The sequence below is a fragment of the Mesorhizobium sp. P3_A9 genome, assembly GCF_056402975.1.
This window is the reverse complement of the sequence record NZ_JBFUGJ010000132.1, coordinates 1-15302: the sequence shown is the minus strand read 5'-3', so window position 1 is coordinate 15302 and position 15302 is coordinate 1. Positions and strand designations below refer to the sequence as shown.

Below are 15302 nucleotides of genomic sequence, written 5' to 3'. Positions count from 1 at the left end.
AAGATTGATCCGGCCCTGAGCCGCAAAGGCTCGCATCAGGGCCCGGTGGATGTCTTCCCGCAGGGGCTCCATGGTCAGTAGACGCGTCGCCGCCCGCACGCCTGATGCCAGATCGTTCGTTGTGGAGTAATGGGCGACGAGTTTCTCCAGCACCGCGACGGCGACTGTCCTCAATCGCTCGCGCTCCACCCTGAGCCAGTCTTCAAAAGGCTCCTCGTTCAGACCGAAGCCCTCGAGAAGATCGCCACGATAGAACACAAGAGCCTGCTCGAGTTGCTCCGGCGCGGCGCCGGCGGCCAGTGTCTCAAAGCGTGCGACATCGAAATCAAGATCGTCGAGATTGAAGGTGATGCTGTCGCCGTTGGTCAGGAACCTGCCGTTGCCAGAAGCGTGCATCGCCTTCCTGACGCCGGACAGGGCCTGCCGCAGGTTCATGCGGGCCTGGGGCTCGCTGTTGGCGCCCCACAGCAGGGCGGCAAGCTTCTCGCGCGACTGCGAGTGTCGCGATTGCAAGGCGAGATAGGCAACCATGGCGCGCGCCTTGCGGCTGAGAACCGGCACTGCCGCCGCATCGCCAGCAAAGTCGAAACCACCGAGCAGATTGAGGTGAGGGTGCGCCATCGGATCCGCCACAACTTCCCGGCGATCCTTTCGCGTAGCTGCCCCCATTTCAACTGTGATTTTGCCGAAGCGGCGCTTTTCACGAATCCATCACGCTTGTTCCAACGCGCGTCTCACGGCGGTGGAGGACAATTTCGGGGATCAAACAACCTCACCTCAGGAGGACGCCATGCCGCCCCTAAGCTCGACCGACTGGCCCATCTGGCACGATGATCCCTGGGAAAATTCGCGGTCCGGCGGGGTAGCACCGCTGCGGCATGATCTTGCGCTCGCGCGCTATCTCGACAGGCAGCTGGCCTGGCGGGCATCGGCGGTACGCAATCCCTTGGCCTCCGCGATCCGCTGGTGCGGGCGTGTCGTACGGGCGCGGCGCTTCCCTCGCATCCTGCGCGCTGAAGGAACAATTTGATGCACCCAGACAACAAACATCCACCATTCGGCCGGAATTTCGCGATTTCCATCTGGGACGACGTGCCGTCCGACTGGCGCGACGCCGCGGCGCTGGTCGACCGCCTGAGCTTCGAGCCGTCGCCGCTGGACGCGAAGCCTGCCGGACCAAAGGCAGGGTTATCTGCTCGCGTGGCAGCTGCGCTCCGGAGCCTCTCGGCCGCGATCCGAAACCGCTTGGCCCGCCGCAGCGGGAGGACGCTGCAAGGTCCGAAAACCCCGAAGCCGCGAGATATTGCATTGAAGTGACTTGTGGCGCCGACGGTGAAGCTGCCAATCTCCCCCACTTGGGCGATCGGTAGCTATGTCCTGTCGCTAAATCCCCGAGCCATCCAACTGCTGGGCATCCTCGCCTTCCCAGGGCGCCGGCAGCGAGCCGCCGCGGCTGAGATTGGCCGAGGGCAGGGGCATCCAGCATTTCAGCTCGGGGTCGGCGTATTCGACGACGCGGCCAGGTGAGGAATCCGACGCGCGCCAGCCTTCGCCGGCGAACTGGTCGCCGCGCGCCCAGTAGGCGAGGTCGACTTCCGCCGGTCCCTGTTCGGAGGGACGGACCGTGACCAGGATCCGGCTGCCGTCCTTGGGCGCCGTCGACATGTGSCGCCACCGTTCGGGCTCGTCCATCGCAATTCCTCCTGCCTTGGTCCGAGGGGAAGTGTCGCCTCGCCATCAGGGGCGGTCAACCCAAACTTTGCGCCATCCGTCCAGTTTCGATTGGCAGCCAAAACGCCTTGATGCACCCTGGCCCCCGGTTCGGGGGAAATGAACGAAATGTCGGATTGCATCGACCGCCTCCGTCCTAGGTCTGGCGATGTTGGCCAGGACAAGGAGAGGCATTCATGCGTGACAAGATCGAGCCGATGCCGGCTGTGGGCGATATGAAACTGTATTTCAGCCGCAATCCCAATCCGCGCCTGGCGGTCGCGGTGGCGCGTCATCTCATGGCCGGGGTGACCTTCGAATTCGCGTCACCCTTCGCGCCGGGGCAAGCGGAGCGCTTCCGGCCGCTTAATCCCAACCTTTCCCTCCCGATACTGGCGTGGCCGGGCGGCAGTCTTTGGGAAGCGGACGCCATAGCCTGCCGGCTGTCGCGCGACGTCGGATCGGATTTCTGGCGCACCGGTGATGACGAGCCCGACATGATCCGMTGGCTGAGCTGGGGCAAGGAGAATTTTGCGCGGGCCTGCGACAYSGTGCATTTCGAGCGCGGCACCAAGCAGCGCTATCATCTGGGTCCAATCGACCATCAGCTGGTCGAAGAGGGGCTGAGGCTCTTCGATACAATGGCGGCAATCCTGGAGGCAGCGCTTGGCAACCGGCAATGGCTGCTCGGAGACCGGGTCTCCTATGCCGATTTTCGCATGGCGACCTTCCTGCCCTTCAACGATGTCGCCGGCCTGCCGCTCGCCGACTATCCCGTGCTCATCAGTTGGTATCGCCGGCTCGAAGCCATCGACGCCTGGCGCGACCCTTTCGAGGGGCTGGATGCGCCGCCTTTGCCGCCGGTGTCGCGCAACGCGCGTAAGCTGGGAGCGGTAGGGGGCAAACTGACGACCGGCGTATACACAAAGGAAACTTGAAGACGCCGGCCGCCATTTGGGGCGTTGGGGTGCATCTCGTTGGGGCGCGATGCAAGGTCAGGCTACGCGGATGCCGGACGCCTTCAATCGGAACGCTGGCGCATGGTGAACAGGTGGTTACTATCCACAGGCCGACGACCACCCCTTACGGACCCTTCGTTGTCCCTCACACCTGTGTGCAACACCCCACGGTCGGCCATCGGTGCTCGACGGGCAGCAGCTGGGTTGCTAAGCCCCATGCCGCGCAGGAGACCTTTTTGAGTCGAGACATGACCGTTGCGATCGAGATGGGACACACCACGGCGGGCGCCCCAGCTAACCTCGATCTCGAGGAAYTGCTGGCGACCCGCCTTCTGGTGCARGGCAATTCGGGYTCCGGCAAGTCGCATCTGTTGCGGCGGCTCTTGGAGCAGAGCGCGCCCTGGGTCCAGCAGACCATCATCGATCCCGAAGGCGACTTCGTCTCGCTCGGCGAGCGCTACGGCCATCTGGTGATCGATGCCGAGGAGCATACCGAGCGCGGCCTGCAGGCGGCCGGCGAGCGGGCGCGCATCCACCGCGTTTCCACCGTGCTCAATCTCGAAGGGCTCGACGCCGAGAACCAGATGCGGCGCGCCGCCGCCTTCCTTGGCGGGCTGTTCGAGGTTGCCCGCGATCACTGGTATCCGATGCTGGTGGTGGTCGATGAGGCGCAGCTGTTCGCGCCGGCGGTGGCGGGCGAGGTGTCGGACGAGGCGCGCAAACTCTCGCTCGGCGCCATGACCAATCTGATGTGCCGTGGCCGCAAGCGCGGGCTGGCCGGCATCATCGCCACGCAGCGGCTGGCCAAGCTTGCCAAGAATGTCGCTGCGGAAGCCTCCAATTTCCTCATGGGCCGCACCTTCCTCGACATCGACATGGCGCGCGCCGCCGATCTGCTCGGCATGGAACGGCGGCAGGCGGAAGCCTTWCGCGACCTGGAGCGCGGGCAGTTCATGGCGCTGGGACCGGCGCTGTCGCGCCGGCCGCTCGGCCTGCGCATCGGCCCGACCGACACCAGCCCGCGCAACGGCACGCCGCGGCTGATGGCGATGCCGGAAGCAGCACTCGAGGATGCCCGCGCCATCATCCTGGCGGCGCCGCCGCCCGAGACGATGCGCGCGCCGCGCCGGGTGGCGTCACCCGACCTGCTCGACCAGCTGATGGCGGCGAAGTCGGCGGCGCTGGAAATCCGCCCCGAACCGGCGGAGCCGCAAATCAGCGCCGAGGACCTGGCGGAACGGCGCGAGCGGGTGGACCGCGTGCTGCGCGCCATTCTGGCGCAGCCCGATGCAGGCTTTCGCGTCATCGGCGTGCTCTACCAGGAATTCGTGGTGCGCTGCCGCATCGAGGGCCTCGCCTCGGTGGTGCCTGACCTGCCTGAGTTTCGCCGCATGCTGACGCGCGCCCGCGCCGGCCTCGGCTCAGACATGGCGGCAGGTGATGACGCTTGGCGGGACGTTTCCGTCCGCGCATCGCTGCTGCCCGACGACATGCAGGGCGTGTTCATGATGATCGCGCGGGCGGCGAAGGAGGCCTGGCCGTGCCCGAGCGACGCCGCGATCGCGCGCGCCTACGGTTCGCACTCGCTGCGCCGCGCCCGGCGTCTCTTGACCTATATCGAGGAGCAAGGCCTCATCGTCTGCCAGCTCGACGGCACCGGAAAGCGCACCGTGACGCTGGTTGAACTCGCCTGGGCCACGGCCCCAGGCGACCCCAACGCCGAGGAGGTGGAGCAGGGGAGCCTGGCGCTGTGAGGGGGCTATGACGCGTTCAACTCCCGGCAGATCGCAGGGGCAGCCTGGCGGCAATGCCGCCCGGGTGCGCATCATGGGGACGCCGCGCTCCGGCACCAATCTCGCCAAGCACCTGGTCGAAACCCATCTTGTCGTGCCTGTCGTCTTCGACCAGGGCTTTTGGAAGCATGGGATCTTTCCGGCCCTGATGAGCGGGCGCGACCTCGGATATGGCGACTTGCCCATCCTCGTGATGAGCAAGGATCCCATTACCCAGCTCTGTCATGGTTCCGTTTCAGCAGGAACGACAGCCTTTTCAGGCCGGCCAGACATCTTGGACCGTTCCTGAACGGGCCTTTCGAAATCAGGCAGGATTTCACGCGGCCCAAGATGACCTACAGGTTCCGCACACCTGCCGATTACTGGAACCAGTTCTACTTTGCTCTGGAAGCCCTGCGCCGCACCGGCGCACCGGTGCATTTCGTCAGCTATGAGCAGCTCGTTGCAACGCCGGCGCTTTGCCTCGCTTCGATTTCGCGTTTTCTCGACCTGTCCCCGCCTTTCGACGCCGGCGCCACCGTGACCATTCCACGGCACGCGATCGGCGCCAGCAATGACATCGACCGCCCCGCGGACCCGGCCGCCAAGCAGGGTCCGTTCGATCCCGCGCGCGCGGACCTGGCATCCGCGCTCGCCAGGATCGGATGGCGTAATGCGCGCCGCATCCTGCGCGACATCGACGATGACGTGCTCGATGCAACGGGCCGGGCTGGATTTCGCAAAACCTGCCGGAAGGCGATCGGTCCGGCGGCGATAGCGAGGTCGTTCATCGGCTTCTGGTGAGGTTGGTGCGCCGCGCCGCCTCCAACTGCCTATTTTGATTTTCGGCCGAGCCCCATGGATTTGGCGAGTTGCGAGCGGGTCGCGGAATAGTTCGGCGCCACCATCGGGTAGCTGGAAGGCAGGTTCCATTTCTTTCGATACTGCTCCGGCGTCAGGCCGTAATTCGTCTCGATATGCCGCTTCAGCGATTTGAAACGCTTGCCGTCCTCCAGGCAGATGATGAAATCCGGCGTGACGGATTTTTTCACGGGCACGGCATATCTGATCTCATCAGGCCCGCCATCGGCAACGCCATCCGAAATATTCCGGATCGATGCGTGTATCTTTCCGATGAAGTCGGGAAGCTCGGCGGCGGGAATGGGATTGTTCGAGACATAGGACGACACGATATCGGCGGTTATGGAAATGACCGGATCGATGGTCTTTCCGTTGCCGGCATATGAGCCGGCGCCGTCGGTGACCTCATCAGGCGTTTCTTCGAAAATCCCTCCGGCCCGGACGATGGTTGGTCTGACATAAGGCTTCTTCAAAAGGCTTCTCCTTGACGCGCATGATCTGGGGTTACATTCTGCCCGAACATAGTTGTGGGAAAATTTCACACGTGTCAACTGGCGTGAACCAAGATGATTTGGCCAAGTCGAAAGCGTTGTTCCCCCATAGGGTGCAGGCAACCGGAACTGACGCGAAAGAAGGACCGCCGATGTCGCTTCTTTGGCCGGCACCCTTGTGGAAGCATTTCCCACAAGCTATTTTCGGCAGGAATTTCCGAGGGATGGATGATCGATCTCGCGATTGAGAAGTGAAGGCGACGATGAGCAAATCGGCGGGACAATATCTGGATGCCGCGGGCGTCCAGAACGCGTTGAACCGGGTTCTTCGCCCGCTGGTGCGGCTCGCCATCAAGTGCGGGGTGACGTTTCCGGCCTTCGTCGACCTGCTGCGACAGCTCTACGTCAATGTGGCGGAGCATGAGTTCGCCTTGCCGGACAAGCAGCAAACCGATAGCCGGGTCAGCCTGCTGACGGGCGTTCACAGGAAGGAAGTCAGTCGGCTGAGAGGGGCGGGCGCTCCGGTGCGGGTGGTGCCTGATTCCGTGTCCAGGACGAGCGCCATCGTCGCGCGCTGGCTGGCCGATCCGCTGTTCGTCGACGCCAAGGGCGTGCCGTTGCCGCTGGCGCGGACGAGCGAGGCCGGCGAGCCGTCCTTTGCCGGCCTGGTCGAATCGGTGACCCGTGATCTCAGGCCACGCGCCGTGCTGGACGACTGGCTCGACCGAGAGCTGGTCGAGATCGACAGCAAGGATCGCATCGTCCTGATGGAAGGGGCGATGGTGCCGCGCGGCGACGGCGAGGTCCGGCTCTACTATTTTGCCCGCAATCTCGGCGATCACGCGGCCGCCTCGGTCGAGAACGTCCTGGCCGACGCGCCGCCCTTCCTCGAGCGCGCCGTCCATTATGACGGGCTGTCGGAAGAGCTTGCCAGGTCGCTCGAGGCCTACAGCCGCGAAATCGCTGTCGAAACGCTGCTGCGCCTCAACAAATACGCAAACCAGGCCATTCAAAGCGATCCCGGCGGCACCAGCCGGTGGAATTGGGGTGTCTATATCCTCACTGCCGACGGCACGTCGCTGGTTGCCGAGGAGTCATCTGAGAACAAGGATGCCGGCGGAGAGACGGCATGAGCGGCAGGCCGACGAGACGGGGTTTCCTGACGCTCGCAGCCGCCGTGCCGGCGGTGTTTTTCAGCCTGCTTGCAAGGACGACCGAACAGCCGAAAGACCAGGGTATTGGCGGCACCGGCTGGACGGCGGGCACCGACGGCGACCAGGGCATCGGCGGCACCGGCATCGTCGGGACGATCCAGCGCTTCGGCAGCATTTTCGTCAATGGCGTGCGGGTTCAGTATCAGCCTGACGTGCCGGTCTGGATCGACGGCGTCCGCGTTGCCCCGAACAGCCTGAAGGTCGGGCATGTCGTGCGCGTCGCGGTGGTCCAAAAGGCCGATCGCGTGATCACCTACGCCATCCATGTCACCAGCGAGGTGGTGGGACCGGTCGAGCGCAAGACCGCCGGCTCGATGCGGGTGCTGGGACAGCAGGTCGACATCAGCCAGCTTGCGGAGGCATTGACTGTCGGGGTGGGCGATATCGTGGCTGTCCACGGCATTCGCCGGCCCGACGGGAAAATCGTTGCCAGCCTGGTGGAGGCCAGGCCGGATGAAACGCACTATCTGGTTCGCGGCCTGGCGGTCGCAAGATCGGGCGCGTTGCTGGTCGGGCGGCTCAAGATCGGACCCGGATCGTCGCCACTGGCAAACCGGCGCGTTCAGCTGACCCTCACCAAGGCCACGGGCGGATACAAGATCGTGCATCTGGAAGCGGAAACGCCGGTGCCGCAGGCCCATGTCGCGGATGTTCTCTACGAGACGTTTCTGCAGCGTCGCGGACAATTGCTGGAATCGGGTCTGGGCATCGCCGTCGACAATCAGAACGGCGATGTGAAATCGACGGCTGCTGTCCGGGCGTTTATCGAGGTCGGGTTCGATCGCGAGGGCAACATCGTATCGGCGTCGCGTGGGCACGGTGCCGGCGGGCCATCGCCAAACCAGCCTGGCATGCCGCCCGGCGGGCTTCCCGGGGGACCGACCGGGCCGGGCGCACCGACTGGACCGGGCGTACCTGGAGGACCTGGGGGGCCGGGGGGACCCGGCGGGCCGGGTGGCCCTGGTGGGCCGGGCGCACCTTAGGCCGACGCATCATCTTGGCCGGACGCCGTAATCTCCGGCGTCGGCGCTGCCCCTCACTGTCCTGCCGGACATCTCTCCCCGTAAACGGGGCGAGAGGGGCTGGCCGCGACGCCGGCGTTCTTCTTGCAACGTTGGTGATTGGCGAAGCCGCCGATGACAGCGTCCCTCTCCCCGTCACTATACGGGGAGAGGATGCCGGCAGGCAGGTGAGGGGCAGCGCGAACGGCTGGCCGTTATTGCAACGGAATTGAGCAGGAGACAGCAACGATCCGGCCGGTCCGTCCTTTGCGATAGACGGAACCGGCCGGCACAGCCGTACGGGGCTCGTTGGGTAGGGGCGTGAGCTTTTTTGGTACGGCTGCTTTCCGCGGACCATACGGGGGGCGGACGGTCCGCTGAATCCTATGGAATGTCCTGGCTTCCTTTCCTCTCACAGTCACTAACGGACTCAATGTGTGGGAAAATTACCCACAAGTCAACCGCGCACTCTTGACGTGGGTAAATTTCCCACATACATCAGATCGACACCTGAGGTTCGAAACCCTCGGGCCTCGGAACAAGGCAAGACAATCCGAAATGATGCGGCCGAAATGACGCGGCTTTGGCCGCCACGGATCTTGTTGCCTCCGGATCGAGTCGATTTTCGGTGAAGCAACCTCGAAGGTAAACCATTGAAAAAACTGTATATTGATGCCTCCCTGCCGTTTCGTTGGGGGCCGCATCCGCCAGTGGGCATCCCGCGCGTCGAAACGGCGCTCATCCGTCAGGCGCTGCGATGGAAGGGCTCGCCGGTCGGCTTCTTCATCGTCGACGCCTGGGGGCAAGGTCAAAGGCTCGACGAAACGGAACTTCGCTATCTCCGTCGGCTGGTCGACGGCGATCTGCCGCAACCGATTGGCGGTGAGGGAAGCTCGTATCTGGCGCGGCTGTGGAAAGTGCTGTCGATCATGCGGGCGGCACCGTTCTCTGCTGGGCGCGAGTTCGATCGCGTGGCGGCGATCTTCCTGTCGGGGGCCGAGAAGCGACGCGGCGTCAAGTTTCAGCTGTCCAAGACAGCCATTCGGCTGTTCAAGATCGTGAAGTCGGCGCTGCGCCCAAGCAGGCTCGACAGCGGGGATCCGCTGAAGGATGAAAACGCCATATGCTTTCTGTCCAGCGCCAGCGTGCACGAACTGGCCTCGGGCAAGTTCGCCGGAAAGAAAGCCAAAAGCGGCATCTTCACCTTGATGCACGACCTCATTCCGATCGACTTCCCGCAATTCGTCGGGCCGCATCACGCGCGCGGTTTCGTCCGCAACACGGCATGGCAGCTGGACAATGCGCAGCTGCTCGTCTGCGTCTCGAAATACACCGCCGACCGGGTGAAGTGCCATGCCAAGGCCTCCGGCCTTGGCCGGGTTCCGCGGGTCGCGGTTGCATCGCCCGGCGCCTTTCTCAGGGAAGGCGTCAGCGACCGGGAGATGTCCACTGAGCGGCAAAACCGGGATCGCAAGTTCGTCCTCTACTGCTCGACGATCGAGATCCGCAAAAACCACATCCTGCTGCTCAAGGTCTGGCACCGGCTGTTGCCGCTGCTGGGTGAGCGGCTGCCGACGCTCGTGCTGTGCGGCCGCTGGGGCTGGATGTATGAGGAGCTCMCCGCCTTCATGGCGCAGCATCCGGAACTTGCCGAACATGTCGAGTTCCGCTCCAACCTCAGCGACCGGGAGCTGGCGGAACTCTACCGGGACGCCGAATTCAGCGTCTATCCCTCCGCGGTCGAAGGCTGGGGCCTGGGTGCCGCCGAGTGCCTCGATTTCGGGCTGCCGGTGCTGATTTCGGATGCGCCGTCGCTGACGGAGGCGACGCAGGGGCTGATGCCGACCATTCCCGCGCGCGACGTCGAAGGCTGGTGCGCCGCGGTCGCCAAGGCCTGCACCGATCCGGTCTGGCTGGCGGAATTGCGCCACATCATCGCGTCGCGCTACCGCCCGATCCGCGAGCGCGCGTTTTTCGCGACCATTGTCGACCACGTCGCGGCCATCGACGCTGTCGCGGAAACCGACCCTGTCGCAGGAGCCGACGCTGTCGCAGAGGTTGGCTCAGACGATCTCGCACCGAGAATTTACGGGCCGAATCCGGCGGCGGCGGCCAAGCAGCCCGGCGCATTGGCAGCCGATCAACCGGTTTTTCGCGGGGCGTGATGGGAACCATTGTCGATATGTCGACGCTTGGCGGGGCGCGGGAGCGCTCCGGCACTGTTGCCGTGCGGGTGATGGGGACGCCGCGATCCGGCACCAATCTGGCGAAGTATCTGCTCGAACGCTATCTCGGCGTACAAATCGTCTTCGATCACGGCTTCTGGAAACATGGGGTCTTTCCGGCGCTCATGAACGGGCGCGACATACAGTATGGCGACCTGCCCATTGTCGTCCTGAGCAAGGATCCGGTCAGCCAGATCCTGTCGTGGTTCCGCCTTGCCAGAAACGACACGATTTTCAAGCCGAACGGGAATCTCGCTTCGTTTCTCACGCAGCCCTTCGACGTCAGGCAGGATTTCAYCGAGCCGAAGCGCATGGAATACAGGTTCCATTCGCCGGCCGATTACTGGAACCAGTTCTATTTCGCCATGGATGCGCTTCGCCGCTCCGGCGCGCCGGTGCATTTCGTGCGCTATGAGCAGTTGGTTTCAGATCCGGCCGATTGCCTGGGTTCGATCTCGCGTTTTCTCGATCTTGCCTCGGTCTTCGATGCCCGCCGGGTGGTGGCTCTCCCCAGGCACACGCTCGGCGCGAGCAATGATTTTGATCCCGCCGACAGTCCGGCGGATGAGAAGACCTTCGACCCCGCCCGCGCCGAGCTGACATCGGCGCTGGCCAGGATGGGATGGCGCAATGCCCGCGCCATCCTGCGCGCCGTCGACGACGACGTGCTGGACGCCACAGGCCGGTCCGGGTTTCGCCAGATCTGCCGCGAGGCGGTTGGCCCGGCCGCGATGCTGAGGTCGCTCGTCGGCTTCTGGTGAGGCGCTGGCGAAGGCCGGTCAGCCCACCGCCGCGATGCCGGCGTGGTGGCTGCCCAATTGCCACAGGGGCAAGGGAAACCGCCCGTGCTGCACTTCGATGAGGCGGAAGCCCGCCCCGCCGATCAGGCGCAGCGGATCGCGGTTAAGGTGGCAGCCGCCGGCGATCGATCCCCACAGCCGGTTCAAGCGCTCCTGCCACCGGCGGCAGCGCGGCCCCTCGGCCTGGCCGTGCTCGATGAAGATCAGCCGGCCCGTCGGCTTCAGGATGCGGCGGATTTCGCTCAGCGCGGCCTCGGGGTCCGGAATGGTGCAGAAGGCATAGGTGACGACCACCGTGTCGGCGAAGCCATCGGCCAAGGGCAGGCTTTCGCCGCTGGCGCGGATGCATTCGACTGGGAAGGGTGAGGCGCTGCTCTTCGGTGCGGCSARGCCGAGCATCGTGCCGTCGGGATCGACGCCSAYCAGCCGCTCCACCCTGGCGGCGTCGTAATAGGGCAAGTTGAGGCCTGAGCCGAAGCCGACTTCGACGACGACACCTTGCGCCCGCGGGATGACGCGCCTGCGCATATGCGTGAATGCGCTGGCCGAGCAGCCGGCGTGGACGAAGTAAGGGGCGATGCAGCGCGCATACCAGGAGAGGCAGGTCTGGCACATGGCTCAGCCTCCATGCCTGGCGGCAGGGACGCCGTCGGCTAGCGGTTCTGCTGTGCGATGGCTTGATGTATTGACCGGTGACATTTCTCGCTCCAAGGGAGTTGATCGGGCCGGATCGGCTCGAAACCGGGGATAGAAGGCCGGCGTCCCCTCAGCGTCCTTTGACCGGGCGGCCGCGTGCGGATCGATGGAACTGATACAACTCAGACTTCTGGGTTTTCCGGAGTTCCGGCTGAACGGGCGGCCGGTGGAGCTTGCCTTGCGCAAGGCTGCGGCGCTCGTCATCTACTTGGCCGAGGCCGGCGGACCGGTGGCGCGCGACGTCGCCGCCACACTGCTCTGGCCCGAGGCCGACGCGGAAGCCGCCCGCGCCCGCCTGCGGCGCACGCTCTACAAGATCCGCATCGCGTTCGGCGAGGAGGTCATATCAGCCAGCGCGGCATCCCTGATGGTGCGCGCGCCGCTGTTCGTTGAGGCCGACTCCCGGGCCTTCGAGCACGCCTGCGACGCCGGGCTGCTCGACGATGCCGCCGGCCTCTACACCAGCGACTATCTCGCCGGTTTCTCGCTGCCGGCTTGTCCCGAATTCGAGGAATGGGTGTTCTTCCGCCGCGAGGCCTTGCGCAGCCGGCTGGTGCAGGCGTTGGAGCGGTTGGTCGAGGCCAAGATCGCCGGGGGCGAACCGCGCGGCGCGGTGCTGCATGCCACCCGCCTGGCGGCCCTCGATCCCCTGAGCGAAAGCGCGCACCGCCACCTGATCCGCGCCCATCTGGCGGCCGGTGACCGGGCGGCGGCCGAGCGCCAGGGCGAAACCTCTGCGCGGCTGCTGCGCGACGAACTCGGCGTGACGCCCGACCCCGCCACGCTCGCTCTGCTGCGCGCGAGCGATGCCGAGGTGCCGAGAACSCGCTATRTCSARGTGGACGGCATCCATATCGCCTACCARAYCGTCGGCARSGGCCCGRYSGACATCGTGCTKGTKCCSGGSTTCATYTCGCATGTCGARCGSRTCTGGGAAGACAGGAGCTGCCGCGCCTGGCTCAMTGCKGTKTCGCGSCTYGGCCGSCTGATCCTGTTCGACCGGCGCGGCATGGGCCTGTCCGACCGCGTCGGCGCCCGCCCSACCGTCGAGGCCACCGCGCGCGACATTCTGGCAGTGATGGATGCGGCCGGCAGCCGCAAAGCCTTGCTGGTCGGCGCCTCGGAGGGCGGGCCGGGCTGCATCCGCTTTGCCGTCGACCACCCCGACCGCCTGACCGGGCTGGTTCTCTGGGGCTCGCTGGCCAAGGGCAGCCACGCGCCCGACTATCCCTTCGCGCTGACATCGGCGCAATACGACCTCTGGCAGCAGCGCCTGCTCGCCGGCTGGGGCGGCCCGGCGGAAATCGAAACTTTCGCGCCCAGCGTCGCCGCCGACCGCCAGGCCCGCGCCTGGTGGGCCGGCCTGCTCAGGGCCGCCTCCAGCCCCGGCGCCGTCGCCGGCCTGCTTCAAGCGCTGCGCGATACCGATGTGCGGCCGCTGCTGTCAAAGGTCACGGCCAAGACGCTGGTCCTGCACCGCACTGGCGACCGGGCCGTGCGCGTGGAGGCCGGGCGGTATCTGGCGGCGCGGATACCGGGAGCGCGGTTTGTCGAGGTGGAGGGGGAGGATCACTGGTTCTGGGTGGGAGAGCAGGGGGTGCTGTTGGAGACGATCGCGGCGATGACGAGCCGACGGTGAGGCCGGCCGCCGTGCTGGTCAACGTCAATGACACGTCGTAGCGTTGCTCAGTGCCTCCGCGCGGGAAGGCTCGGGCAATGCCGCGATCCGCCGAACGGAAGCATAGAACCTTGGATAATCGCCTGAGCATAAATCATAAAGGCGAAGGAACGCCGGAACCTGTTCGCCGTAGACGGACGTCGCGGCGAGCTTTGCGTTGTTGATGGGGTTATTGAACCAGGCATCGTATCCGCGATATCCGGCCCAGCGCCTGTCGCGCATTTGCCGGTAGCGCACCCGCAGCCTGTCGATCGCGGCTGTTTTGGCGGCAGCCATCTGCTGCGAGGTGCGGGGGCTGCCATAGACCTGCCTCAGCTCGTCCCGGGTTTTCGCTATCAGTCCGAGAAAATCCGCTTTGCGCTGGCGATCGGTTTCGTAACTGCGCAGTCCGGCGCGATTGCCGGTGGCGCGCAGCCATTTCCTCACCCCGGTGGTTTCGACGGCGACCGCGAAAGCCTCGTTAAACGCGGAGTCGCCGTTCACATAGATTTTCTGATGCGCCAGTTCATGGAAGATGAGGCTGGCGAGATAGGTGTCGTTCTGACGCAGCATGGTGCTGAGCAGCGGGTCGCTGAACCAGCCCAGCGTGGAATAGGCGGTGACGCCCGAGACGTAGACGTCCAGCCCTTGTCGCTGCAATTCGGCAGCGCTTTCAGCCGCGGATTTCTGGGAAAAGTAACCCCGGTACGGAACGCAGCCGAAGACCGGAAAGCACCATGTTATCGGCGTGAGCGAGAATTGCGGCGCGGCAAAAACGGCCAAGGTCACGTTGTCCCGACCGATGTCGACATAGCTGCGGTAGCTGCTGTTATCGGGGAGCGCCAGCTCATCCGTGGCAAAGCGACGTATGGCGCTCGCCGACGTCAACTTCGTGCGCAATGCCATAGGCGTCGAGGGATCGTGGATGAGCTTTCCGACAACTTTCCGCGCGGCCATGATCTGCACATGGCCCTCCAGCGACTGCGCGTAGTAGGAAACGCTGGTGCAGCCGGCCACGCCGGACGCCATGACCACAGCGGCAAGCAATCGAAAAAAACGCTTCACAGCTTGCCCACCGCCTGCTCATCTTCCATGGCGCGAATGCCCCATTTGCCCTCGTGTCAGGCGCACCGATTTTCGTCAAGACCTGGCGGGGGGCAGCAGGTCGGACTTTCGAATAGGCAGGACTGGCAAGGCGGCCATTCGCCTATGGATACGCGACGGCGCCCGCCCCACCGTCAAGGCGACGGCGCAGGGCATACTGGCGGTGATGGATGCGGGCTTGGGCAGCAGTGTTGCTTGAAGCGCGAGTTGCGCACGCAGGCAGGTTGATACATCCGGTTCCCGTGAAGCACGGAACGATTTGCCTCGCCCGCTCTTTCTCCCAAAGCCAATTCGGGCAAAGGAGCACTATGATGAAAACGTTGGCCGATATTTTCGAGCATACGCTTCAAGACATGTATTATGCCGAAAACGCGATTATCAAAGCTTTGCCCAAAGTGGCCGGGGCCGCGAAGGACGCCAAGCTGAAGAAAGCTGCGGAAGACCATCTCGAGGAAACGAAGGGCCAGATCAGGAAGCTGGAGCAGGTGTTCAAGTCGATAGGCAAGAAGGCCTCTGGCGAGAAGTGCGACGCTATCGAGGGCCTTATCAAGGAAGCCGATGGACTGATGGAAGAAGCGTCAGGAACTGCCCTCGATTCGGGACTGCTGGCGGCCTGTCAGGCAGTCGAGCACTACGAAATTTCCCGGTACGGCTCTCTGCGGGAATGGGCAAAGGACCTCGGGCATGACGAAGCGCACAAGCTGCTCAGCGAGATCCTTGACCAGGAGAAGGCCACCAACAACAAGCTGACGAACCTCGCAGTCACGTCGATCAACAAAACACATTGATCACCTGGCCTTAAGTGGTGGCAT

At 64.6% G+C, this 15302-nt stretch carries 17 protein-coding genes; 12 read left to right on the top strand and 5 right to left on the bottom strand.

Going from position 1 to position 15302, the window contains the following annotated elements:
- The coding region (locus tag AC1DX0_RS18620) for an AfsR/SARP family transcriptional regulator (protein ID WP_477356380.1) at positions 1-633 on the bottom strand (633 nt) is incomplete at its 3' end.
- Between the two features lie 157 nt (positions 634-790).
- On the opposite strand from AC1DX0_RS18620, the gene AC1DX0_RS18615 reads away from it, so the two are divergent.
- Positions 791-1030 (top strand): hypothetical protein, encoded by a 240-nt coding sequence (locus tag AC1DX0_RS18615; RefSeq protein WP_477223707.1) that lies wholly within the window; start codon positions 791-793, stop codon positions 1028-1030.
- A complete protein-coding gene (locus AC1DX0_RS18610) occupies positions 1030-1317 on the top strand; it encodes a hypothetical protein (protein ID WP_477223708.1) in 288 nt (95 codons plus the stop codon). The genes AC1DX0_RS18615 and AC1DX0_RS18610 overlap by 1 nt, the downstream gene beginning before the upstream one ends.
- A gap of 66 nt (positions 1318-1383) precedes the next feature.
- Here the strand turns inward: AC1DX0_RS18610 and AC1DX0_RS18605 are convergent, their stop codons facing one another.
- The gene (locus AC1DX0_RS18605) at positions 1384-1692 is read right to left on the bottom strand and encodes a hypothetical protein (RefSeq protein WP_027046206.1); all 309 of its coding nucleotides are present in this window, start codon (positions 1690-1692) and stop codon (positions 1384-1386) included.
- 254 nt (positions 1693-1946) lie between these two features.
- Here AC1DX0_RS18605 and AC1DX0_RS18600 point away from each other — a divergent pair, with 254 nt between their 5' ends.
- The 4 genes from AC1DX0_RS18600 to AC1DX0_RS18585 all read left to right on the top strand — a co-directional run bounded on the left by AC1DX0_RS18600 (position 1947) and on the right by AC1DX0_RS18585 (position 5245).
- The gene (locus AC1DX0_RS18600; protein ID WP_477356382.1) at positions 1947-2648 is read left to right on the top strand and encodes a glutathione S-transferase family protein; all 702 of its coding nucleotides are present in this window, start codon (positions 1947-1949) and stop codon (positions 2646-2648) included.
- Positions 2649-2917: 269 nt separating this feature from the next.
- Complete coding sequence (locus tag AC1DX0_RS18595) at positions 2918-4423, top strand: helicase HerA domain-containing protein (protein ID WP_477356378.1); 1506 nt, start codon at positions 2918-2920, stop codon at positions 4421-4423.
- A 7-nt stretch (positions 4424-4430) separates the two neighbouring features.
- Entirely contained in the window at positions 4431-4751 is a 321-nt protein-coding gene (locus AC1DX0_RS18590) for a hypothetical protein (RefSeq protein ID WP_477223710.1), read from the top strand.
- Positions 4752-4792: 41 nt separating this feature from the next.
- On the top strand, positions 4793-5245 hold the full coding sequence (locus AC1DX0_RS18585; protein WP_477223711.1) for a hypothetical protein: 453 nt from the start codon (positions 4793-4795) through the stop codon (positions 5243-5245).
- Positions 5246-5274: 29 nt separating this feature from the next.
- On the opposite strand, the gene AC1DX0_RS18580 is transcribed toward AC1DX0_RS18585, so the two are convergent.
- Positions 5275-5664 (bottom strand): Ros/MucR family transcriptional regulator, encoded by a 390-nt coding sequence (locus AC1DX0_RS18580; protein ID WP_477223748.1) that lies wholly within the window; start codon positions 5662-5664, stop codon positions 5275-5277.
- 392 nt (positions 5665-6056) lie between these two features.
- Here AC1DX0_RS18580 and AC1DX0_RS18575 point away from each other — a divergent pair, with 392 nt between their 5' ends.
- The 4 genes from AC1DX0_RS18575 (at position 6057) to AC1DX0_RS18560 (ending at position 10994) form a co-directional block, all read left to right on the top strand.
- Complete coding sequence (locus AC1DX0_RS18575; protein WP_477223712.1) at positions 6057-6926, top strand: DUF6502 family protein; 870 nt, start codon at positions 6057-6059, stop codon at positions 6924-6926.
- Complete coding sequence (locus AC1DX0_RS18570; RefSeq protein ID WP_477223713.1) at positions 6923-7990, top strand: DUF5666 domain-containing protein; 1068 nt, start codon at positions 6923-6925, stop codon at positions 7988-7990. The genes AC1DX0_RS18575 and AC1DX0_RS18570 overlap by 4 nt, the downstream gene beginning before the upstream one ends.
- 728 nt (positions 7991-8718) lie before the next feature.
- The gene (locus AC1DX0_RS18565; protein ID WP_477356376.1) at positions 8719-10173 is read left to right on the top strand and encodes a glycosyltransferase; all 1455 of its coding nucleotides are present in this window, start codon (positions 8719-8721) and stop codon (positions 10171-10173) included.
- Entirely contained in the window at positions 10173-10994 is an 822-nt protein-coding gene (locus AC1DX0_RS18560) for a hypothetical protein (protein WP_477356374.1), read from the top strand. Before AC1DX0_RS18565 ends, AC1DX0_RS18560 begins: the two co-directional genes overlap by 1 nt.
- 18 nt (positions 10995-11012) lie before the next feature.
- Here AC1DX0_RS18560 and AC1DX0_RS18555 read toward each other — a convergent pair whose 3' ends face one another.
- Positions 11013-11648, bottom strand: coding sequence for a class I SAM-dependent methyltransferase (locus tag AC1DX0_RS18555; RefSeq protein ID WP_477356372.1), 636 nt, complete (start codon positions 11646-11648; stop codon positions 11013-11015).
- A 187-nt stretch (positions 11649-11835) separates the two neighbouring features.
- Between AC1DX0_RS18555 and AC1DX0_RS18550 the strand changes: the two genes are divergently transcribed.
- Entirely contained in the window at positions 11836-13368 is a 1533-nt protein-coding gene (locus AC1DX0_RS18550) for a bifunctional AfsR/SARP family transcriptional regulator/alpha/beta hydrolase (protein ID WP_477356370.1), read from the top strand.
- Positions 13369-13392: 24 nt separating this feature from the next.
- Here AC1DX0_RS18550 and AC1DX0_RS18545 read toward each other — a convergent pair whose 3' ends face one another.
- On the bottom strand, positions 13393-14415 hold the full coding sequence (locus AC1DX0_RS18545) for an aminopeptidase (protein ID WP_477223749.1): 1023 nt from the start codon (positions 14413-14415) through the stop codon (positions 13393-13395).
- A gap of 386 nt (positions 14416-14801) precedes the next feature.
- Between AC1DX0_RS18545 and AC1DX0_RS18540 the strand changes: the two genes are divergently transcribed.
- Positions 14802-15278, top strand: a complete 477-nt coding sequence (locus AC1DX0_RS18540) for a YciE/YciF ferroxidase family protein (protein ID WP_477223718.1) — start codon at positions 14802-14804, stop codon at positions 15276-15278.
- Positions 15279-15302: the final 24 nt, after the last annotated feature.

Excerpts from the sequence above, each read along its gene's own strand:
- AC1DX0_RS18615 (WP_477223707.1), top strand. The coding sequence starts at position 791 with ATGCCGCCCCTAAGCTCGACCGACTGGCCCATCTGGCACGATGATCCC.
- AC1DX0_RS18610 (WP_477223708.1), top strand. The coding sequence starts at position 1,030 with ATGCACCCAGACAACAAACATCCACCATTCGGCCGGAATTTCGCGATT.
- AC1DX0_RS18590 (WP_477223710.1), top strand. The coding sequence starts at position 4,431 with ATGACGCGTTCAACTCCCGGCAGATCGCAGGGGCAGCCTGGCGGCAAT.
- AC1DX0_RS18585 (WP_477223711.1), top strand. The coding sequence starts at position 4,793 with ATGACCTACAGGTTCCGCACACCTGCCGATTACTGGAACCAGTTCTAC.
- AC1DX0_RS18575 (WP_477223712.1), top strand. The coding sequence starts at position 6,057 with ATGAGCAAATCGGCGGGACAATATCTGGATGCCGCGGGCGTCCAGAAC.
- AC1DX0_RS18570 (WP_477223713.1), top strand. The coding sequence starts at position 6,923 with ATGAGCGGCAGGCCGACGAGACGGGGTTTCCTGACGCTCGCAGCCGCC.
- AC1DX0_RS18545 (WP_477223749.1), bottom strand. The coding sequence starts at position 14,415 with ATGGCGTCCGGCGTGGCCGGCTGCACCAGCGTTTCCTACTACGCGCAG.
- AC1DX0_RS18540 (WP_477223718.1), top strand. The coding sequence starts at position 14,802 with ATGAAAACGTTGGCCGATATTTTCGAGCATACGCTTCAAGACATGTAT.